The sequence below is a fragment of the Microbacterium sp. Z10_103 genome, assembly GCF_058310455.1.
Map to the genome: position 1 here is coordinate 1292099 of NZ_JBZEGK010000001.1, position 19919 is coordinate 1312017.

General features: G+C 69.1%; 16 protein-coding genes and 1 other RNA gene. 6 read left to right on the forward strand and 11 right to left on the reverse strand.

Features of this window, described 5'->3' with window-relative positions; translation table 11 throughout:
• Positions 1-83: 83 nt before the first annotated feature.
• A complete protein-coding gene (locus AC4FS2_RS06040) occupies positions 84-1028 on the reverse strand; it encodes a proteasome assembly chaperone family protein (RefSeq protein ID WP_491176685.1) in 945 nt (314 codons plus the stop codon).
• An 84-nt stretch (positions 1029-1112) separates the two neighbouring features.
• On the opposite strand from AC4FS2_RS06040, the gene AC4FS2_RS06045 reads away from it, so the two are divergent.
• From AC4FS2_RS06045 to sucB, 3 genes are read left to right on the forward strand one after another with little or no spacing between them, the layout of a single operon-like run.
• Positions 1113-2582: a leucyl aminopeptidase gene (locus AC4FS2_RS06045; protein ID WP_491176688.1), complete on the forward strand. Its 1470-nt coding sequence runs from the start codon at positions 1113-1115 to the stop codon at positions 2580-2582.
• On the forward strand, positions 2579-3952 hold the full coding sequence (gene lpdA / locus AC4FS2_RS06050; protein ID WP_491176690.1) for a dihydrolipoyl dehydrogenase: 1374 nt from the start codon (positions 2579-2581) through the stop codon (positions 3950-3952). The genes AC4FS2_RS06045 and lpdA overlap by 4 nt, the downstream gene beginning before the upstream one ends.
• A 56-nt stretch (positions 3953-4008) precedes the next feature.
• A complete protein-coding gene (sucB, locus tag AC4FS2_RS06055) occupies positions 4009-5844 on the forward strand; it encodes a 2-oxoglutarate dehydrogenase, E2 component, dihydrolipoamide succinyltransferase (RefSeq protein WP_491176692.1) in 1836 nt (611 codons plus the stop codon).
• Here the strand turns inward: sucB and AC4FS2_RS06060 are convergent, their stop codons facing one another.
• On the reverse strand, positions 5845-7116 hold the full coding sequence (locus AC4FS2_RS06060) for a hypothetical protein (protein ID WP_491176694.1): 1272 nt from the start codon (positions 7114-7116) through the stop codon (positions 5845-5847).
• Positions 7117-7238: 122 nt separating this feature from the next.
• On the opposite strand from AC4FS2_RS06060, the gene AC4FS2_RS06065 reads away from it, so the two are divergent.
• Positions 7239-7949: a DUF4191 domain-containing protein gene (locus tag AC4FS2_RS06065; RefSeq protein WP_491176697.1), complete on the forward strand. Its 711-nt coding sequence runs from the start codon at positions 7239-7241 to the stop codon at positions 7947-7949.
• 57 nt (positions 7950-8006) lie between these two features.
• Here the strand turns inward: AC4FS2_RS06065 and AC4FS2_RS06070 are convergent, their stop codons facing one another.
• The gene (locus AC4FS2_RS06070) at positions 8007-8408 is read right to left on the reverse strand and encodes an RDD family protein (RefSeq protein ID WP_491152805.1); all 402 of its coding nucleotides are present in this window, start codon (positions 8406-8408) and stop codon (positions 8007-8009) included.
• Positions 8409-8544: 136 nt separating this feature from the next.
• Here AC4FS2_RS06070 and glnA point away from each other — a divergent pair, with 136 nt between their 5' ends.
• Positions 8545-9969, forward strand: coding sequence for a type I glutamate--ammonia ligase (gene glnA / locus AC4FS2_RS06075; RefSeq protein ID WP_491152803.1), 1425 nt, complete (start codon positions 8545-8547; stop codon positions 9967-9969).
• 160 nt (positions 9970-10129) lie between these two features.
• On the opposite strand, the gene AC4FS2_RS06080 is transcribed toward glnA, so the two are convergent.
• From AC4FS2_RS06080 to AC4FS2_RS06095, 4 genes are read right to left on the reverse strand one after another with little or no spacing between them, the layout of a single operon-like run.
• Complete coding sequence (locus AC4FS2_RS06080; protein ID WP_491176699.1) at positions 10130-11113, reverse strand: epimerase; 984 nt, start codon at positions 11111-11113, stop codon at positions 10130-10132.
• Positions 11106-14102, reverse strand: coding sequence for a bifunctional [glutamine synthetase] adenylyltransferase/[glutamine synthetase]-adenylyl-L-tyrosine phosphorylase (locus tag AC4FS2_RS06085; RefSeq protein WP_491176701.1), 2997 nt, complete (start codon positions 14100-14102; stop codon positions 11106-11108). Before AC4FS2_RS06085 ends, AC4FS2_RS06080 begins: the two co-directional genes overlap by 8 nt.
• 13 nt (positions 14103-14115) lie before the next feature.
• Positions 14116-15456 carry a glutamine synthetase family protein gene (locus tag AC4FS2_RS06090; RefSeq protein WP_491152797.1) on the reverse strand — a complete coding sequence of 447 codons (1341 nt, stop codon included), beginning with the start codon at positions 15454-15456 and terminating at the stop codon, positions 14116-14118.
• A gap of 20 nt (positions 15457-15476) precedes the next feature.
• Positions 15477-15686, reverse strand: coding sequence for an SPOR domain-containing protein (locus AC4FS2_RS06095; RefSeq protein ID WP_491152795.1), 210 nt, complete (start codon positions 15684-15686; stop codon positions 15477-15479).
• A 91-nt stretch (positions 15687-15777) separates the two neighbouring features.
• Between AC4FS2_RS06095 and ppgK the strand changes: the two genes are divergently transcribed.
• Complete coding sequence (gene ppgK, locus AC4FS2_RS06100; protein WP_491176703.1) at positions 15778-16572, forward strand: polyphosphate--glucose phosphotransferase; 795 nt, start codon at positions 15778-15780, stop codon at positions 16570-16572.
• 6 nt (positions 16573-16578) lie between these two features.
• On the opposite strand, the gene rnpB is transcribed toward ppgK, so the two are convergent.
• From rnpB to AC4FS2_RS06120, 4 genes are all read right to left on the reverse strand, one after another.
• An RNA gene (gene rnpB / locus AC4FS2_RS06105) (RNase P RNA component class A) lies at positions 16579-16961 on the reverse strand.
• Positions 16962-17001: 40 nt separating this feature from the next.
• Positions 17002-18717, reverse strand: coding sequence for a bifunctional 3'-5' exonuclease/DNA polymerase (locus AC4FS2_RS06110; protein ID WP_491176706.1), 1716 nt, complete (start codon positions 18715-18717; stop codon positions 17002-17004).
• Complete coding sequence (locus AC4FS2_RS06115; protein WP_491152789.1) at positions 18704-19144, reverse strand: reverse transcriptase-like protein; 441 nt, start codon at positions 19142-19144, stop codon at positions 18704-18706. The genes AC4FS2_RS06110 and AC4FS2_RS06115 overlap by 14 nt, the downstream gene beginning before the upstream one ends.
• Positions 19141-19872: a zinc ribbon domain-containing protein gene (locus tag AC4FS2_RS06120; RefSeq protein ID WP_491176709.1), complete on the reverse strand. Its 732-nt coding sequence runs from the start codon at positions 19870-19872 to the stop codon at positions 19141-19143. Before AC4FS2_RS06120 ends, AC4FS2_RS06115 begins: the two co-directional genes overlap by 4 nt.
• Between the last annotated feature and the right edge of the window lie 47 nt (positions 19873-19919).

The following is a 19919-nucleotide window of genomic DNA, read 5'->3' on the forward strand; positions in this document are numbered from 1 at the left end:
GTCTCATACCTTCTCCGAGCAGCTGACGCGCGCAGAGAATACACCAGACATAACCTCTGGCGACGGGTGGATATTCCCCCGCGTCAGCCCAGACTCGGCCCGCCGCGCTTGTCCTCGTCACCGCTCGGACGCGTGGCGAGGAAGCGCTCGAGTTCGGCCGCCAGTTCATCCGCGCTCGGGAGGTCGCCGGTGTGGATGATGGGCGTCGCCTGGTTGGAGCCGGCCATCCCCGCCATGTAGGAGTCATAGCGCTCCTCGAGGCCTTCGAGCATCCGGGTGAGTTCGTCGCTGCCGGTGACCTGCTCCTGGACCTTGTCGAGGTACTCCCGGTTCTCCTCGCGCACGGCGTCGCCGTCGAAGACCAAGCCGGTCGCGACGGTGATGCTGTCCATGCCCGCGAGAGCTGCGGCGGGATACTCCGTGTCGCCGAGATAGTGAGGGATGAGCAGGACGAAACCCGCTACCTTCGCGCCTGCCTCGGCGAAGCGGTACTCCAGCAGGTGGCCGACGGTCGCCGGAACCCGGGTGTGTGGTCGCCACACCGAATGGGCGTCGACCAGCTCGGTCCGCGTGCCGCTGACAGTCGTACCGATGGGGCGGGTGTGGGGCACGGGCATCGGGATGGCATGCACCCACGTGACCGATGACACCTGGAGACCGGCGCTGAGTTCCATCACGGCATCGACGAAGGCATCCCATGCGAAGTCCGGCTCGTAGCCGGCCAGCAGGACGAAGGGCTGGCCCAGGGCGTCGTGGGCGAGGGAGAGCTCCAGACGCGGCGGGCGGTATCCGGTCAGATGGTCTTCGTCGAAGGAGATGACAGGGCGCCGGGCACGGTAATCGAGCAGCACGTCGTTGGAGAAGACGTACAGCGCAGAGGGCTGCAAGTCATCGCGGAAGTAATCGATCAGCCGGGACACGGCAGAGCCGGCGTCGGTGAACCCTGTCAGCGCGATGACCAGCGGAAGCCCGGACGGCACCGGCGGCGCCGAGACGGCACGGTCGAACAGCGACGCGGGATAAGGCATACCTCAACTCTACGAGCGCAACCGACCTCGGGGAGCCGCGACCCCTCCCGCTCACAGCGAACACGCGAACCTAGGATGGAGCGCATGCCGTTTCCCCTCGTGACGCACAGCAGCACCCCCCTGGATGAGATCTCCGCCGATGCCATCCTTCTCGTCCTGCCGGCGGCGGGTGAGGATGCCGCGGTACCCGGCTGGCCAGGTCTCCGTGAGACGCTCAGCGCGGTGGGCTTCACCGGGAGCGCGGGGTCGTTCCAGCGGGTGGCCGTCCCCGGGATGACGACGCCGATCGCGGTGGCCGGAGCGGGCACCGACCCGCAGGCCTCTGGGTTGCGGGCGGCAGCCGGAACCGGCATCCGCCAGCTCACCGGGTTCGCCCGAGTCGCCGTCGGCGCGCCCTCGACGCCGGATGCTGCGTGGCGCGCCCTGGCGGAAGGCGCAGCTCTCGGCGGTTACCGATTCGCCGGATACAAGACCGCTGCTCCGCCCTCGCGGGCCGAAGAGGTCGTGGTGGTGACTCCCACGGCGCCGGATGATGCTGAGGTCGAGGCCGTCGCTGCGATCAGCGACGCCGTGGCACTGGTGAAGGATCTGGTCACCACTCCCGCCGAGTGGCTCGGGCCGGCTGATCTCGCTGAGCGAGCGGCGGAATCAGTCGCCGGTCTCCCCGTCGACGTGACGATTCTGGATGAGGAAGCGCTCCGGGAAGCGGGATACGGCGGCATCCTCGGCGTCGGCCAGGGATCGGACCGTCCGCCGCGGCTCGTTCGCCTCGACTACTCCCCCGACACCGCTACGCGCTCGGTCGCGCTGGTCGGTAAGGGGATCACCTTCGACACCGGTGGGCTGTCGTTGAAGCCGGCGGCGTCGATGGTCGGGATGAAGTACGACATGTGCGGTGCCGCCACGGTGCTCGCGGTGGTCCGGGCGGCGGCGGCTCTCCGCCTTCCCGTGCGCGTCACGGCGTGGATGTGCATCGCCGACAACATGCCCTCGGGCCGCGCCACCCGCCCCGGCGATGTCGTGCGGACGCTCGACGGAACGACCGTCGAGGTGCTGAACACCGATGCGGAGGGACGCGTCGTCCTTGCCGACGGCCTCGCCGCCGCAAGTCGGGAGCACCCCGACCTCCTCGTCGACGTGGCCACGCTGACCGGCGCGATCACCGTGGCTCTGGGAACCCGGCACGCCGGCGTGATGGGTGACGAGGAGGCCGTGAGCCGGTACCTGGATGCGGCGTCCCGCGTCGACGAACTGGCCTGGCCGCTGCCGCTCCCCGACCACATGGCCGATGAGCTGGACTCCCCCATCGCCGATCTGCAGAACGCGAAGATCGGCGACCCGGCGGGCGGCTCGCTGTTCGCGGGGCTGTTCCTCCGGCGTTTCGTCGGGCAGACTTCCGACGCGGAGGACGCTCCCCGCATCCCGTGGGTGCACCTCGACATCGCGGGCGTCGGCATGAACAAAGGTGCGCCGTATGGCTTCACGGACAAGGGTGTGACCGGCGCGACGGTGCGCTCGCTCATCGAACTTCTGGCCACGGAGGCGGCAGCATGACGGAGCACACGGCCGACCTCGTCGTGCTCGGCGGTGGCAGCGGGGGCTACGCCGCCGCGCTCCGCGCCGCGGAACTGGGCTCCTCGGTGATCATCGTGGAGAAGGACAAGGTCGGAGGCACCTGCCTGCACCGCGGATGCATCCCGACGAAGGCTCTGCTCCACTCGGCGGAGGTGGCTGACGCCACGCGCACCGCCGCCTCTGTCGGCGTGCGCGCAACTCTGGAGGGGATCGACCCGGCGGCCGTGCGGACCTACCGCGAAGGAATCGTCTCCAAGAAGTATCGCGGCCTCGAAGGCCTGCTCTCCGCGCGCGGGATCACTGTCGTCGCCGGGGAAGGCAGGCTCGAGGCGGGGCCCGCCGTCCGTGTGGGCGACGACCTGTACCGCGGCGCGGATGTCGTCATCGCCACCGGCTCGTACAGCCGGACGCTCCCGGGGCTCGACATCGGCGGCCGCATCATCACCAGCGAACAGGCTCTCGAACTCGACGCGATCCCCGCCCGCGTGATCGTCCTCGGCGGCGGAGTCATCGGCGTGGAATTCGCGAGTGTCTGGCGTTCGTTCGGCTCTGAGGTCACGATCATCGAAGCACTGGATCATCTGGTGCCCGCAGAGGACGTCGCCTCCAGCAAGACGCTCGAACGCGCCTACCGCAAGCGCGGAATCGACTTCCGCCTCGGCACGCGGTTCGCTTCTGCCTCACAGAGCCCCGACGCGGTCACGGTGCAGCTCGAGGACGGCAGCTCTCTCGAGGCCGACTACCTCCTGGTCGCCGTGGGGCGCGGTCCCGCGACTGCGGGACTCGGGCTGGAGGAGTCCGGCGTGCTGCTCGACCGCGGTTTCGTGCGCACCGACGAGCGCCTGCGCACCGACGCCGAACACGTCTGGGCCGTCGGTGACGTCGTCGCCGGCCTGCAGCTTGCCCATCGCGGGTTCCAGCAGGGCATCTTCGTGGCGGAGGAGATCGCCGGTCGCTCCCCCGTGCGTGTTCCGGAACACCACATCCCGCGAGTCACCTACTCCCACCCCGAGGTCGCCTCCGTCGGGTGGACGCAGGCCCAGGCCGCCGAACAGCACGGTGCCGACGCGCTCGTTGTCACCGAGTACAACCTGGCCGGCAACGCCCGCAGCGAGATTCTCGGCACGGCGGGTATCGCGAAGGTCGTCCGCCTCAAGGACGGTCCGGTTCTCGGGGTCCATCTCGTGGGCGACCGCGTGGGTGAACTCGTCACCGAGGCTCAGCTCGTCGTGGGGTGGGAAGCGCATCCCGAAGACGTCGCTCCGTACATCCATGCGCACCCCACGCAGAGCGAGGCGCTCGGTGAAGCGTTCCTCTCCCTGGCGGGCTCGCCGTTGCACACGCTCTGAGCTGCCCGGCGCGTCACTAAGCTAGATACGAATCCGCCTTTGAAGGAGACAAGCTCATGAGCACTTCCGTCGTCCTCCCCGCGCTCGGAGAGAGCGTTACCGAGGGAACGGTCACCCGCTGGCTCAAGAAGGTCGGTGACACGATCCAGGAGGACGAGGGCCTGCTGGAGATCTCGACCGACAAGGTCGACACCGAGATCCCGTCGCCCGTCAGCGGAGTGATCGAAGAGATCCTGGTCGAAGAGGACGAGACCGTAGAGGTCGGCGCCGTGCTGGCGAAGATCGGTGACGGCTCGGGCGCGTCCACGGACGATGCCCCCGCGAACGAGGCAGCAGCGGCGGAGTCGGCTCCGGCCGAGCAGTCCGCTCCCGCGGAGGAGTCCACCCCCGCCGAGCAGCCCGCCCCCGCCGAAGAGCCGGCTCCAGCGGCGGAGGCCCCGCCCGCCGAGCAGCCCGCCGCCGAGCCGGCTGCCCAGGATGGTGGCGAGAGCCGAGACGTCGTTCTGCCGGAACTGGGTGAGAGCGTCACGGAGGGCACGGTCACCCGCTGGCTGAAGCAGGTCGGTGACGACGTCGCCGTCGATGAGCCGCTCCTGGAGATCTCGACCGACAAGGTCGACACCGAAATTCCCTCCCCCGTCGCCGGCGTGCTGCAGGAGATCCTCGTGGGCGAGGACGAGACCGTGGCGGTGGGGGCAGCCCTCGCACGCATCGGCAGCGGCTCAGCTCCGGCTCCCGCTGCGGCAGCCGCGCCCGAGGCGCCTTCCGTGGACAAGCCCGTAGAGGCTGACGAGCCCGCGGCGCAGCCGGAGCCCGCAGCCGCCCCAGCTCAGTCCGCCGAGCCGGAGAAGACGGCGGAGCCGTCCAAGCCGGCTGAACCGGAGAAGCCCGCCCCCGCGCCCGGAGCCTCCACTCCCGCCCCGCAGGCCCCGTCGACGTCGTCGGAGTCGCTGTCCGCGTCGAACGACGAGGTGACGTATGTGACCCCGCTCGTGCGCCGACTCGCACAGCAGCAGGGCGTCGACCTGTCGAAGATCACCGGAACCGGTGTCGGTGGACGCATCCGCAAGGAAGACGTGCTCAAGGCTGCCGAGCAGGCAGCGCAGGCGGCGCAGGCACCGGCGCCGGAGCCCGCGGCGCCCGCCGCCGCGGCACCCGCAGAGCTCGAGGTCTCGCCGCTCCGCGGCACGACGCAGGCGATGTCTCGCCTCCGGAAGGTACTCGCCGAGCGTGCCGTCGCATCCATGCAGGCCACGGCTCAGCTGACGACTGTCGTCGAGGTGGATGTCACGAAGCTCGCGTCGTACCGCGATCAGGTCAAGGGCGATTTCCAGTCCAAGACCGGTGACAAGCTGTCGTTCCTGCCGTTCTTCGTCCTGGCCGCCGCCGAGGCGCTGCAGGCCTACCCCGTGATCAACGCCACGGTGGACGGCGAGACCATCGTCTACCCGCCGTCGGAGAACATCTCGATCGCGGTCGACACCGAGCGGGGCCTATTGACCCCCGTGGTGCGTGAGGCCAGTGGGAAGAACCTCGCTCAGATCGCGCACGAGATCGCAGATCTGGCGGCGCGCACGCGAAACAACAAGCTCAAGCCGGACGAGTTGGCCGGCGGCACCTTCACGGTCACGAACACGGGCTCCCGCGGCGCGTTGTTCGACACCCCGCTGGTGTTCCTGCCTCAGTCCGCGATCCTCGGCACCGGGACGGTCGTCAAGCGCCCCGGCGTCGTGTCGGTGGACGGCAAGGACGCGATCTCGGTTCGCTCCTACGTGTTCCTCGCGCTGTCCTACGACCACCGAGTCATCGACGGGGCGGACGCCGCCCGGTTCCTCTCCGCGGTCAAGGCACGCCTGGAGGCTGCACAGTTCCAGGACAACCTCGGCATCTGATCAGGCGGGTGGATCCGCGACGTCGAACGCGTCGCGGATCCGCCAACCCCCCGGTGTCGTGACCACGGTCACGAACTGGGAGAGTTCCCCGGGAGCGTCCACGCGGAGGACTGCAAGGCCGCCGAAGTCGTCAAGCAATGCGATCGTCCGTTGCTCGGCGTCAACGGCGCCCGGGGGCAGCGTCTTGCCCTGATCCTCCTGAGCCAAAGCTCGGCAGGGCGCGTCCGGACACGCGGCACGCGCATCCAACAGCCCGCGCAGTGCCTCCGCGGCGTCGGCCGGCTGGTCACCGCTCCCTGTGCTCGCTTCCGCATCCGGTGCGACGGGCGACGCGGATGCCCGGGTGGACGGAACCGGCTTCTCGGCGCCGAGGGCAGCGTGAGGCCCGCTCGGCTCCGGCCAGCTCAGCCCCACGACCAGGACCACTGCGGCCAAGCCGGCGGCCCACGCGACCGGACGGACCTTCCTGCCACGGCTCGTCATTCGCACGCGGATCCGATGCATGAGATCGAACGCGCTGGCCGCGAGCCCCGAGTCGGCGGCGACAGCCAGGCTGCTCCACCATGGCCGGCGCAGCCCCTCCGGCTCTCCGCCGGCCACCGTGTCCGCTGCCGGGATCGTGGGAGGCCGCACCGGACCGATCACCTCGGTCATGAGGGGTTCCGCCTCGACGACGGCGAAGAAGGCGTCCTCCCACCTGTCGGCGTTACGGGGAAGGACCCGGGGCTGAGTCAGAGCATCGCGGAAGTCGTCGAGGACGTCCCGCAGACGTGGATCCGCGACTGTTTCCGCGAGTCCGGCGACGAGCTCTTGCGACGCGCGAACGGCGTCGCTTTCGCCCGAACCGCAGACGAGCACGGGCTTCCCTTCGACTGTGACCCACCAGGACGCGGTCTCGCCATCGAGCTCTTCGGTGAGCGCCGTCACGACCCCGCGCAGGACGCTGACGGCCACCGTGAGCGCCTCACCGTCCGACACCGGCGCGCCCGCACCGCCCCGGCGGGCCACCAGACGGTCGAGGCGGTCGGCCAAGGCCGGAAGCACGATGTCGTGGCCGTCTTTCCGTCGCACGACATCGAGCGGGGCGAGTACGTGGGTGTCGCCCGGTGCGCGCCACGCCGGCCAGTCCTGAAGCAGGTCCCGATCGACCAGCAGGACCGTGCCATCGCCGGCACCGCGAGCAAGCACGCCCTCGAACGGCGCATCGGGGGGACCGACGGCGCGGATGGCCGGATAGGCGGTGTAGGCGGAAGGAACCGGAAGCGCTCGCACGCCTTGATCCTGTGCGCGGACGCGCCGGTGGTGGCAGCGTGGCACGGGATCGGGGGAAAGAGCCATCAGGACCCCGGTTGTGGAGGACGGACGCCCGGGGCGCCGGAAGGTAGAATCCCGTTATGGCCGCTCGCAGTTCCGCACCCGAGAAGCGCCCTGGCTTCTTCTCGCAGCTTCGTACCCTTTTCCGGTTCACACGCGAGGCTTACCGATGGCTCCCGTTCGCCCTCATCGGGATCCTTCTCGCCGGTATCGCTCTCGGTATCGGCATCGGCTTCCTCATCCCGCCCGTCGCGGTGTGGAGTGTCATCCTGTGGGGCGTCACGGGCCTGATGGCCGGCATCCTGGCGGCGATGATCACGATGACCCGTCTGTCGACCAAGGCCATGTACAAGAAGATCGACGGGATGCCCGGTGCCGCCGGTCACGTGCTGTCCACGGGGCTCGGCCGCAACTGGAGCGCATCCGAGATGCCGGTGGGTGTCAACCCGCGCACGCAGGAGGCGGTGTATCGCGCGATCGGTCGCGGAGGTGTCGTCATCGTCGGCGAAGGCGCGCGCGGCCGCCTCACGCGGCTCGTGAACGATGAGCGCTCGAAGGTACAGCGGGTGGCGTCGGGTGTTCCCGTGCACGTCTTCTACGTCGGGCACGGCAACGATGAGGTCCCCATCGGCAAGCTCGCGTCGACCATCAAGGCGCTGCCGAAGAAGATCGACCGGGCCACGATGGCCGCTGTCATCAAGCGTGTCGACTCGATATCGCAGTCGGTGACGTCGCTGCCCATTCCGAAGGGCGTCGATCCCACCAAGGTCCGCGCGCCGCGGCCCCGCTGACTTCCGCACCACAGCCCCGCTGACTCCCGCACCACCGCGGCCTCAGCCGGTCGAAGGTCAGGCGCGAACGAGGACCGTTCCGGCCGCCCTGTCGTGGAGGCCGCGATTATCCGCATCCCAGATCACCGCGGGAATCACCAGCGCGAGCAACACCGTCCGCACGATCGGCCGCCACAAGCCGGTCCAGCCTCCGGTCACGCGCTGCAACCGCATCCCGAACACCCGGTGACCGGGGCTTCCGCCGATCGTCGGGATGAAGAGGATCTGCACGAGCGCGAAGATCACCGTGGTGGCGAGGGCGTCGTACGCGAAGAACGCGATCGAGATGACCACCGCGCACGCCCAGTCGAGGATGATCGCCCCCACACGGCGGCCCAGGGTGGCGATGCTGCCCCTTCCCTGCGCCGGCAGTCCCAATCGCTCACCGGGATAACGTTCTGCGGGTGTAGCGTCGGGCATTACCTCAGCCTAATCAGGCACGCGTAACATGCCGGAAACATGAGAGACACTGCCGGGCAATGCCTCCTGGGTAGGTTCGAGGGGCCAGCCCTGGCAGGCCGGCGAATCCCGATGCCCTACCTCTGGAGTCTTCCACATGTTCAAAGATTCATCCGAGGTGCTGAAGTTCATCAAGGACGAGGACGTCAAGTTCCTCGACATCCGATTCACGGATCTCCCTGGCGTGCAGCAGCACTTCAACATTCCCGCGGCCACCGTCGATGAGGACTTCTTCACGGTCGGACAGCTCTTCGACGGCTCGTCGATCCGCGGGTTCGCGAACATCCATGAGTCGGACATGCAGCTGATCCCGGATGTCACCACCGCGTACCTCGACCCGTTCCGCGAGGCGAAGACGCTCATCATGGTCTTCGACATCTACAACCCCCGTAACGGCGAGATCTACTCCAAGGACCCGCGTCAGGTCGCCAAGAAGGCCGAGAAGTACCTCGCCTCGACCGGCATCGCCGACACGGCCTACTTCGCGCCCGAGGCTGAGTTCTACATCTTCGACGACGTCCGCTACGAGGTGAAGCAGAACACGAGCTTCTACGCGGTGGACTCCGAGGAAGGTGCCTGGAACACCGGCCGCGCCGAAGAGGGCGGCAACCTCGCCAACAAGACGCCGTACAAGGGCGGCTACTTCCCCGTCTCCCCCGTCGACAAGCAGGCCGACCTTCGTGACGACATCAGCCTCAAGCTCATCGATGCGGGCCTCATTCTCGAGCGCGCGCACCACGAGGTCGGAACCGGCGGCCAGGCGGAGATCAACTACCGCTTCGACACGATGGTGCACGCCGCCGATGACATCCTGAAGTTCAAATACATCGTCAAGAACACGGCGCTCGAGTGGGGCAAGGTCGCGACCTTCATGCCCAAGCCGCTCTTCGGCGACAACGGCTCGGGCATGCATACGCACCAGTCGCTGTGGAACGACGGCAAGCCGCTGTTCTACGACGAGACCGGCTACGGCGGCCTGTCCGACGTCGCCCGCTGGTACATCGGCGGCATCCTCGCCCACGCGCCGGCCATCCTGGCCTTCACGAACCCGACGCTGAACAGCTACCACCGCCTGGTGAAGGGCTTCGAAGCTCCGGTGAACCTGGTGTACTCGGCCGGTAACCGCTCGGCGGCCATCCGCATCCCGATCACCGGCTCCAACCCGAAGGCCAAGCGCATCGAGTTCCGGGCACCCGACGCGTCGGGCAACCCCTACCTCGCGTTCGCCGCTCAGCTCATGGCCGGCATCGACGGCATCAACAACCGCATCGAGCCGCACGAGCCCGTCGACAAGGACCTCTACGAGCTGCCCGCTGAAGAGGCCAAGAACATCCCGCAGGTTCCGAACTCGCTGCTCGACTCGCTCGAGGCGCTGCGCGCCGACCACGAGTTCCTGCTCGCCGGTGGCGTCTTCACCGAGGAGCTCATCGAGACCTGGATCGAGTACAAGATCGAGAACGAGATCCAGCCGATCGCCCAGCGCCCGCACCCGTTCGAGTACGAGCTGTACTTCGGCGTCTGAGTTCTGGTCTGCGCGAAGGGGCTCCGGTTCGCCGGGGCCCCTTCGTCGCGTCCGGGATGCGGCGACTGCGCAGCGACGAATGCACGACGTGATGGCGAGCGCACGGCCTGATCGCGTTGGGACGTCGTGCGTTGGGCGAGAACCCGTGCAGTCGGCGCGGTCAGGGCCGGCGCGAGACCACGGTTGCGAGCGACTCCTCGAGGTCAGGCCGACCGAAGACGAACCCCGCCTCCGTCAGCTTTCCGGGCAGCACCCACCGGCTCTTGAGAACGAGCTCCGGCTCCGTGCGCAGCACCCACATGGCCGGCTCCAGCATCCACCGCCACGCCGGAAGACCGATCGGCGTCCGGACGGCACGGCGGAGGGTGCGCATCAGCGTACGGTTGTCGACCGGATGCGGGCTGGCGAGGTTCACCGGCCCGGAGATGTCGTCGCGGGCCAGGAGGAAGTCGACCGCCGCCACCACGTCGTCCAGGTCGATCCAGCTGAACTTCTGCCGACCCCGTGTCCGGTGTCTGGGGGCGCTGCCCCCGGTGGGGCGCGGACCGATCCCGCGATAGCGCCGGTGCGGGAACCACCATCCGTCGATTTGTGGTCCGCCGAGCCCCACCAGCGCGAGCCGCAACAGCGTCCGCGTGGCCGGTCCCTCGCCGATCACGATGGCCATCCGCAGCGCGACCCGGCGCGTCGTCGGCAGGTCGCCGGCGAAGAATTCCTCTTCCCAGGCTCGAGCGACGTCGACCGAGAACCCGCTGCCGAGGTCGCCCTCGTTCTCCGTGTTCGGCCGGTCCATCGCGTGACGGTAGATCGTCGCCGTGGACGCGTTCAGCCAGACCCGAGGTGGCCGCGCAGCCGACTCCACCGCCTCGCGCAGCTGACGTGTGGTTTCCACGCGCGACCGCAGGATCTCGTCCCGGTTCGCGTCGGTGTACCGGCAGTTGACCGACTTCCCCGCCAGGTTGATGAGCACGTCCGCACCGTCGACCAGCCGGCGGACCCCGGCCGCGTCGCCCCACACGGCGTCCCCGGACCGCCCGATCGTCCGTACGGCGAAGCCCTGCGAGGAGAGGGACCCGGTCAGCGCGGTTCCGACGAAGCCGCTGGCGCCGGCGATCACGGCCGTGCGGGGGCTCACCTCATCCATAGAAGAGCTTCTCGAACACTCGGCGGGCCCGACGGGTGGCGGCGAGGTAGTCCTCCTCGACGCGCGTCGCGGAGCGGGGCGGGTACTCCAGGATGCGGCCGATGCCGTCGAGCTTGGTGCGGTCGGTAGGCAGCACGTCGCTGGTCTGCCACGACAGCAGGGTCGCCGCTGACCGCAGGCGGCTGGCCAGGCGCCACGCCTCTCTGAGTCTGGAGGCGTCGACATCGCCGACGAACCCGGCTTCCCGGGCCGCCTCGAGCGCGTCGAGTGTGGAGGTGGTCCTCAGACCGGGGACGGCGGCGGCGTGCTGGAGCTGGAGGATCTGCACGAGCCATTCCACATCGCTGAGCGACCCCGGGCCCAGCTTCAAGTGGCGCGCCGGGTCGGCGCCTTGCGGGAGGCGCTCGTTCTCCACACGCGCCTTGATGCGCTTGATCTCCCGCAACCCGTGGGGGTCGACCTGCGCCGGATATCGCACCTCGTCGGCGAGCTCGGTGAACGCGGCGATGAGCTTGACGCTGCCGGCCACTCCCCGCGCGCGGAGGAGCGCCTGGGCCTCCCACGACAGCGACCAGCGGCGGTAGTACTCCGCGTACGCCTCGAGCGACCGCGCGACGGGGCCGTTCCGTCCTTCGGGGCGCAGCCCGGCGTCGAGGTCGAGCGGCAGGCGGTGGTCCTCGGAGTACCGGCGCAGGCCGGCGACCAACTGCAGCGACAGTTCGTGTGCACGCTGCGGGTCCACCCCGTTCGCGCGGTAGACGTACATCACATCGGCATCGGAACCGAACCCGAGTTCGCGGCCGCCGAACCGTCCCATCGCGATCACCGAGAAATCGAGCGCCTCGTCTTCCGGCGGCACGACCTCGCGTCGTACCGCACGGAGCGTCGCCTGGATCGTCGCCTCCGTGATCGTCGTGAGCGCCCCGGCCAATTCGTCGATCGTCAGCACACCGAGCACGGCCGCCATGGCCGTGCGCAGCATTTCCCGGCGCCGCAGGGTACGCACCGAGCGCATGGCGTCTTCGATCGAGGTGTGCCTCGTCTGGATGGCGCGGGCCTCCGCCTGAAGCGCCATCCCCGTGCGGGGACGCAGCAACGCGTCGCCGTCGAGCCACGCCGCCGATTCCGGGATCCACTCCATCAGTTCGCCGACGTAGCGCGACCCGGACAAGAGGCGGGTGAGGCTCTCAGCCGCGCCGGAGGAGTCGCGCAGCATCCGGAGGAACCAGGGTGTGTTGCCCAGCCGCTCGCTGATCCGGCGGAAGGCGAGGAGACCGTAGTCAGGGTCGACGCCTTCGGCGAACCAGCGGATCATGATCGGCATGAGGTGCCGCTGGATCGTGGCTTTCCGACTCAGGCCGCTCGTGAGGGCGGCGATGTGACGGAGCGCCCCGGCCGGGTCACGGAACCCGATGGCCGCCAGACGGTCGTGGGCCTGCTCGGTCGACAGCATGCGCTCGTCTTCACCCAGGCCCGCCACGGCGCTGAGGAGCGGACGATAGAACAGCCGCACATGGATGTCGCGGACCTCGCGTTTGATCCCCTCCCACGCCTCCTGGATGCCGGCGCCGGTATCGGCGATGCGGGTCGCCCGAGCGAGGACGCGGAGGTCTTCGGGTTTCGTCGGCATGAGGTGGGTGCGGCGCAGGGCGCGGAGCTGGAGGCGATGCTCGATAACTCGGAGCACGCGGTAATCCCGCGCGAAGGCGCTCGCATCCGAGCGCCCGATGTACCCCTCGGCTTCGAGCGCATCGAGGGCCTCGAGGGTGCCGCGCTGGCGGATGCGGTCATCCGTCAGCCCGTGCACCAGCTGCAGGAGCTGCACCGTGAACTCCACGTCCCGGATCCCGCCGGGACCGAGTTTCACCTGACGAGCCACCTCGTCCGGCGGGATGTGCTCGGTGACGCGCTCGCGCATCCGTTGCACGCTGTCGACGAAGTTCTCCCGCGCGGCGCTCGTCCAGATCTTCCGCTGCACGGCTTCGACGTACTCTCCGCCCAGTGCGGGGTCGCCGGCGATGGCTCGCGCCTTCAGGAGCGCCTGGAACTCCCAACTCTGCGCCCACCGGTCGTAATAAGACAGGTGGGATGCCAGCGACCGTACCAGCGCGCCCTGCTTGCCCTCCGGCCGGAGATTCGGATCGACTTCCCACAGCGCGGGCTCGATCTCCGGGCCGGAGATGCCGCGCATGGTCTGAACCGCCAAGCGGGTGGCGATATCAATGGAGCGCGCCTCGGTCACGAGGTCTGCGTCTGCCGTGCCACCGACGAAGATGACGTCCACGTCGCTGACGTAGTTGAGCTCGCGCGCCCCGGCCTTTCCCATGGCGATGATCGCGAGCTGTGTGGGCGCGACCTCCTCGCGGGGAAACAACACCGGTGACGAGCCGATCCCCGACACGCGAGCGCGCGCGACGGCCAGCGACGCCTCCAACGCGGCGCCGGCGGCGTCGGCCAGGCGCGCCGAAACCTGAGCGACGACGTCGGCGGGGTCGTCCTGAGCGAGATCGAAAGCCGCGATCCGCGCCAGCACCCGGCGGTAGGCGACACGCAGGAGGACCCAGGAATCGTCCGCGCCGGAGGCCGCGAATCCGTCCGCGGCACCCACCGCCTCGAGCATCGCGGCGCGGAGCTTCCCCTCATCGGGAAGATCCTCACCGGCGCCGTGGAGGTTCGCCAGCTCGTCGGGGTGGCGCTGGAAGAACTCGCCGAAGCCGGTGGACGCACCGACCAGCCGCCACAGCGCGGACCACCCGAGTTCGTCGGTAGCGAGCGCCTTGACGGCACCGGCGTCGCGTCGCGCGATGCGCACGACGGCATTCAGTCCGTCGTCGGGGTCTGCCCCGAGTGAAGCGTGATCAGCGAGGGTATCGGCGGGCAGACCGATCGCATCGGACAGCTCGGTGAGGAGGTCGTCTGCCGCTTCCAGGCGCGTGAACCCACGGCGCGCGAGCGCCGTGAGCGAGCCGCTGCGTTCCCCCGACGTCATCGCCGGCGCCGGATCAGAGCATCTCGAGGTTGCTGCGGAGCTCGAAGGGTGTGACCTGGGAGCGGTACTGCTGCCATTCGCGACGCTTGTTCAGCAGGACGTAGTTGAAGACCTGCTCGCCGAGCGTCTCGGCGACCAGCTCCGACTCCTCCATGTACCCCAGCGCGTGGTCGAGGCTCTGCGGGAGCGGTGCGTAGCCGAGCGCGCGGCGTTCCGCGTCGGTCAGCGACCACACGTTGTCCTCGGCCTCGGCGGGGAGCTCATACTCCTCCTCGATGCCCTTCAGGCCTGCCGAGAGCATGAGCGCGTAGGCCAGGTAAGGGTTCGCAGCGGAATCGAGAGCGCGGTACTCGACACGCGACGACTGTCCCTTGTTCGGCTTGTACAAGGGCACCCGCACGAGGGCCGACCGGTTGTTGTGACCCCAGCAGATGAAGCTCGGGGCCTCGTCGCCGCCCCACAGTCGCTTGTAGGAGTTGACGAACTGATTGGTGACGGCCGAGATCTCGTTGGCGTGGCGCAGAAGTCCTGCGATGAAGTGCCGGCCGACCTTGGAGAGCTGGTACTGGGCGCCCTCTTCGTAGAACGCGTTCAGGTCGCCTTCGAACAGCGACATATGCGTGTGCATCCCGCTTCCGGGCTGTCCGCTCAGCGGCTTGGGCATGAACGTCGCGTACACGCCCTGCTCGATCGCCACCTCCTTGATCACCGTGCGGAAGGTCATGATGTTGTCCGCGGTGGTCAGCGCATCGGCGTAACGCAGGTCGATCTCGTTCTGGCCGGGGCCGCCTTCGTGGTGGCTGTATTCCACCGAAATGCCCAGGTCTTCCAGCATCCGCACGGACCGGCGGCGGAAGTCGTGGGCCGTGCCGCCGGGCACATTGTCGAAGTACCCCGCGGAGTCCACCGGTTCTGGCCGCCCGTCCGGGCCGGGTGCGGAGGACTTGAGCAGGTAGAACTCGATCTCGGGATGGGTGTAGAACGTGAACCCGGCGTCGGCGGCCTTGGCGAGAGTGCGCTTGAGCACGTGCCGCGGGTCGGCGACGGCAGGCGCCCCGTCGGGGGTCGTGATGTCGCAGAACATCCGCGCCGTCGGGTCGATCTCGCCGCGCCAGGGCAACGTCTGGAACGTCGTGGGATCGGGATGTGCGAGCAGATCCGACTCGTACGAGCGGGTCAGGCCCTCGATGGCCGATCCGTCGAAGCCGAGTCCCTCTGCGAAGGCGCCTTCGACTTCAGCCGGCGCAATCGCGACAGACTTGAGCGTCCCGATGACATCCGTGAACCACAGGCGCACGAACTTCACGCCGCGCTCCTCGATCGTGCGCAGTACGAAGTCGCGCTGCTTGTCCATGCTTCCCCCTCGTTCCCGGTTTACTTCCGGGATCCTTCGCCGCCCCAATTGTCATCGCGAGCTTCGTCCTCCGACCACGCACGCGAGCGCTCCTTGAAGATCTCTGGTGCCCGCGCGGCCTCTTCGGCGGTGTCGAAGGGGCCGGCCCGGTCAACGGCCGGAGACGCGAAGCCGCGCTCGACCGAACCGGTCGTGAGGTTGTACCAGTACTTCTCGCTATCGGCGCTCACAATGACTCCCTGCGTTCGCGTGCGCCCTGACCGGCCGGGCACCTCCATCGATCCTACTGACCCCGGCCCCGAGCCTGGATAGGCTGGGCGCATGGCAACGAACACGTCCCGCGCGGTGGGAGTCGACATCGGAGGAACCGGCATCAAAGCAGGTGTCGTCGACCTGGAGGCGGGTGCCCTCGTCAGTGACCGGATCAAGGTGCCCACGCCCGCCGGTGCGGAGCCGAAGGATGTCCTGGCCGCCGTCACAGAGGTTCTCGACCGGCTCGGCGTCGCCGGCGACGACTCTCTTGCCCTCGGCGTGGCCTTCCCCGCCATCGTGAAGAACGGGCGGACGATGTCGGCGGCGAACGTGTCGGAGAAGTGGATCGGCTTCGAAGCCGAGAAATTCTTCGAAGACGGTCTGGGCCGCGACATCCATTTCGCCAACGACGCCGATGTCGCCGGCATCGCCGAGGTGCGCTTCGGCGCGGCGAAGGGGGTCGATGGCCTGGTGATCCTCACGACGCTGGGCACAGGCATCGGCTCCGCGATGATCTACGACGGCGTCCTCATCCCCAACAGCGAGCTGGGTCACCTGCAACGAGCGAACCACAAACGGGACGCCGAGGGGTACGCGGCCTACTCCGCCATGGAGCGGGAGAGCCTCTCGTGGACGAAGTGGGCCGCGCGCCTGCAGTGGTACTACGACTACGTGGAGTTCCTCTTCAGTCCCGATCTCATCATCGTGGGGGGCGGGGTGTCCAAGCACGCGGATCAGTTCCTGGACTTGCTGAAGTTGAAGGCCCCCATCATCCCGGCAGTGCACCGCAACAACGCAGGCATCATCGGGGCCGCCGCACTCGGCCTCGCGGTCCCCGAGGCGCTGCCGGCGATCTCCGAGTAGCGGAGGCGAATGGGCCGGCCTGTACGCCGGGTTCTGTTCGGGGGCCGAAGCCCCGTCGACGGTCATCTCTCTCGGCGACACGTTGCCGTGCCGCTCCAGCGGCCTACCCGGGGACTCGGCGAGCCGCGTCAACATCCCCTGTCTGGCCTTGCTCCGGACGAGGTTTACCTTGCGAATCGCGTCACCGCGATCCCGGTGGTCTCTTACACCACCCTTTCACCCTTACCGCTCCCGACCCTTCGACAAGCTCGGGGTCGGGTGCGGCGGTCTGCTCTCTGTGGCACTGTCTCGCGGATTGCTCCGGGTGGGTGTTACCCACCGTCCTGCCCTGTGGAGCCCGGACGTTCCTCGGCGCGGGAATCCCGCTACGCGACCGTCCAGCCGACCCATTCGCACCGCCGAGTGTAGCGGGGTGCGCTGAACGCGGCCTCACTCCTTGCCGGCATGGTCCACGATCCGCAGGTCAAGGAGGAAATCCACCGGGAAGTCCCCGAACAGCAGACGCCCGGCGGATGCTGCGGACTCCTGCACCGACGCGGCGACGGCATCGGCATGCACCACCGGCGTATGGACGATGATCTCGTCGTGCAGGTAGAACGCGACGTGCGGCCGGCGTGCGAAGGCCGGTCCGGAGCGCGGCGCGGACTGGTCCGCCGTCACCTCCGGTAGCGCTGTGAGCCGGCTGCGGAGGTCGGCCAGCCAGGCGAGCGCCCACTCCGCAGCTGTGCCCTGAACCACGAAGTTCCTCGTGAACCGGCCGCGGTCGCGCGCCGACCGGCGGGCGTGGGTCTGATCGACGTCCGAGGCGTCGGCATCGCTCGCGCGCGACTGGAGCTGTGCCCATCGCGCCCCCGGCTGGGGCGACGTCCTTCCGAGCCATGTGGACACGGTGTGGCCCTCCTCGCCCGTGCGAGCGGCGTCATCCACCAGTCGCATAGCGCGCGGAAACGCCTTCCGCAGGCGTGGGACCAGACGGCCTCCGTCGCCGCTCGTGGCCCCGTACATCGCACCGAGGAGCGCCACCTTCGCCTCGGCGCGGGATTCCAGGGCGCCCTGGGCCACGATCCCGGCGTAGAGGTCACGACCGCGCGCCGCCTCCGCGAGAGCGGTGTCTCGTGCCATGGCGGCCAGGATGCGGGGTTCGAGCTGGGCCACGTCGGCGATGACGAAGCACCAGCCGGGATCGGCGCGGACGGCGGCGCGCAGCTGTCTCGGGATCTGCAGTGCCCCGCCGCCGGACGAGGCCCATCGCCCGGTGACGACCCCCGCCGGCACGTAGACCGGGCGGAATCGACCGTCATGCACCCACTCCGCGAGCCACGCCCACCCGTTGGCCGTGTACAGGCGCATGAGCCGCTTGTACTCGATCAGTGGTTCGACGACGGGATGCCGGTGACGCTGGAGCTCCCAACGACTGGTCGACTCCACGAGGACCCCGGCGCGGTGCAGGGCGCGCAGCAGCTTCGGCTGCGAGTCCAGGCTCGCCGTCGGATCGCCCAGGGCCGCGCGCACTTCGGCAGCGCGACGGTCGAGTTCGCTCGGAACTCCGCCAGGCCCTCGCTCCCCCAGCATCCCCCGCAGGATCTCGTCGTGCGCGGCGGCGTCCCAGGGGAGGCCCGCTGCGCGGAGCTCGCACGCCAGCAGCGCGCCCGCGGACTCAGCGGCCACCAGGAGGCGCAGTGGCCCGGGCGTCCGCGCGCGCTCCAGCGCCGTACGCTGCCGGGCGAACTCCGCTAGCGACTCCGCAGCGTCCTCGGGCACCCCTCCGCCAGGGTCGGCCAGCTCGAACAGCGCGGGTTCCCCACGTCCGTGCTCGCCGCCGGCCGCATCCCACGTGCTCGCCGCCCGCAACCCGGCATCGTCGGCCACGGCATCCGCATCCCGCAGAAGAGCATGCGACAGCCGCAGGTCGTGCGCGCGGGAGACCCGGACCCCCGCCGCCAGGAGTTCGTCGTACCACCTCGGTGTGTCGTTCCACACCCAGCGCGGCGCATACGCCTCCTCCCGCTGCGCGACCCACGGCACGAGCTCCGCGACTGTGAGGTCGGTCCGTCGGCGTTCTCGGCCGTCCCCGTCCAGCTCCACCGCCACGACCCCGTTGCTCGCACGGGCGAGGACGATCCAGGTGGGCTCAGTCTCGTCCATGCGGGTCGAGGTCGCGCCGGAAACCCTCGCGGCGGTCCATCGCCTCATTCGCCGCCTTGTCGGCGCGGGAGTTGGACAGCCGTGGAACCCATTCGAAAGTCACGGGACGACCCGCGATGATCGCCTGCGCCTCCCGGACCAGCTGCTGCATGTCGGGATGCTTCACCTTCCAGCGGCCCGTCATCTGCTCGACGACGAGCTTCGAGTCCATGCGCACGTGCACGACCGCCTCTGGATCGCGCTCGTAAGCGGCGCGGAGTCCCGCGAGCAGGCCGTTGTATTCGGCGACGTTGTTGCTGGCGATTCCGACATACACGCCCAGCTCCGTCACGACGGCTCCGGAGTCGTCGATCACCACCGCGCCACCGCCGGCGACACCCGGGTTGCCGCGCGATCCCCCGTCGGCTTCGACGACGAGGGTGGTCACAGACCTGACTCCTCCGTGCGGACGAGGATGGCACCGCACTCGGGGCAGGTCACCACCGCATCGGCGGCCGCCTGACGGACCGCGTTGAGATCCGTGCCCGACAACACCATCCGGCACGCTTCGCAGGTGCCGCGGTGAAGGAGGCCTGCCGCTGTTCCGCGTGCGGCGATCCGGTCGTACAGGGCGAGGAGATCCGCCGCCACGGAGCCGGCGATCGCCGCTCGATCGCGCTGCGCCGCTTCGAGATCGCGCGTGGCATCGGCGACAGCCGCCTTGGCCTCTGCGCTCAGCCGGGTGCCTTCGTCGTTGGTCGCCGCAACGAGCGCTTCCTGCGAGGCCACCTCGCTGTCGACGGTATCCAGACGCTCCATGATCGCCAGTTCGGCGTCTTCCAGATCGCTCTTGCGGCGCGCCAGCGAGGCGAGTTCGTGTTCCAGGCCCTGCGCCTCTTTGGCGTTGGCGCTCGTCGTGAGCCGCTGCGCGTCGCGCTCGGCGCGGGCATCCACCACGGCGACGTCGGACTCGATGCGCGCGAGCTCCGCCCGGAGATCTTCGCGGAGCCCCGACAGCCGGCTCAGCTCCTGCGTCTGCGTCGCCCGCTGCGTGAGCAACTCCTGCACGCGCGAGGCCTGCGGTGGGTTGGTACGCGCGGCCTCGACGCGGCGAATCCGCACGTCGAGGTCGGCGAGGTCGAGCAGTCGGCGCTGGTCTGCGGGGTCGGCATTCACCCGACCAACCTACCTCCGACCCGTGACGTCAGACGGCCGCCTCCGTT

Excerpts from the sequence above, each read along its gene's own strand:
- sucB (WP_491176692.1), top strand. The coding sequence starts at position 4,009 with ATGAGCACTTCCGTCGTCCTCCCCGCGCTCGGAGAGAGCGTTACCGAG.
- AC4FS2_RS06070 (WP_491152805.1), bottom strand. The coding sequence starts at position 8,408 with ATGCCCGACGCTACACCCGCAGAACGTTATCCCGGTGAGCGATTGGGA.
- AC4FS2_RS06040 (WP_491176685.1), bottom strand. The coding sequence starts at position 1,028 with ATGCCTTATCCCGCGTCGCTGTTCGACCGTGCCGTCTCGGCGCCGCCG.
- AC4FS2_RS06110 (WP_491176706.1), bottom strand. The coding sequence starts at position 18,717 with ATGGACGAGACTGAGCCCACCTGGATCGTCCTCGCCCGTGCGAGCAAC.
- ppgK (WP_491176703.1), top strand. The coding sequence starts at position 15,778 with ATGGCAACGAACACGTCCCGCGCGGTGGGAGTCGACATCGGAGGAACC.
- AC4FS2_RS06080 (WP_491176699.1), bottom strand. The coding sequence starts at position 11,113 with ATGGATGAGGTGAGCCCCCGCACGGCCGTGATCGCCGGCGCCAGCGGC.
- AC4FS2_RS06085 (WP_491176701.1), bottom strand. The coding sequence starts at position 14,102 with ATGACGTCGGGGGAACGCAGCGGCTCGCTCACGGCGCTCGCGCGCCGT.
- AC4FS2_RS06065 (WP_491176697.1), top strand. The coding sequence starts at position 7,239 with ATGGCCGCTCGCAGTTCCGCACCCGAGAAGCGCCCTGGCTTCTTCTCG.
- AC4FS2_RS06090 (WP_491152797.1), bottom strand. The coding sequence starts at position 15,456 with ATGGACAAGCAGCGCGACTTCGTACTGCGCACGATCGAGGAGCGCGGC.
- AC4FS2_RS06045 (WP_491176688.1), top strand. The coding sequence starts at position 1,113 with ATGCCGTTTCCCCTCGTGACGCACAGCAGCACCCCCCTGGATGAGATC.
- glnA (WP_491152803.1), top strand. The coding sequence starts at position 8,545 with ATGTTCAAAGATTCATCCGAGGTGCTGAAGTTCATCAAGGACGAGGAC.
- lpdA (WP_491176690.1), top strand. The coding sequence starts at position 2,579 with ATGACGGAGCACACGGCCGACCTCGTCGTGCTCGGCGGTGGCAGCGGG.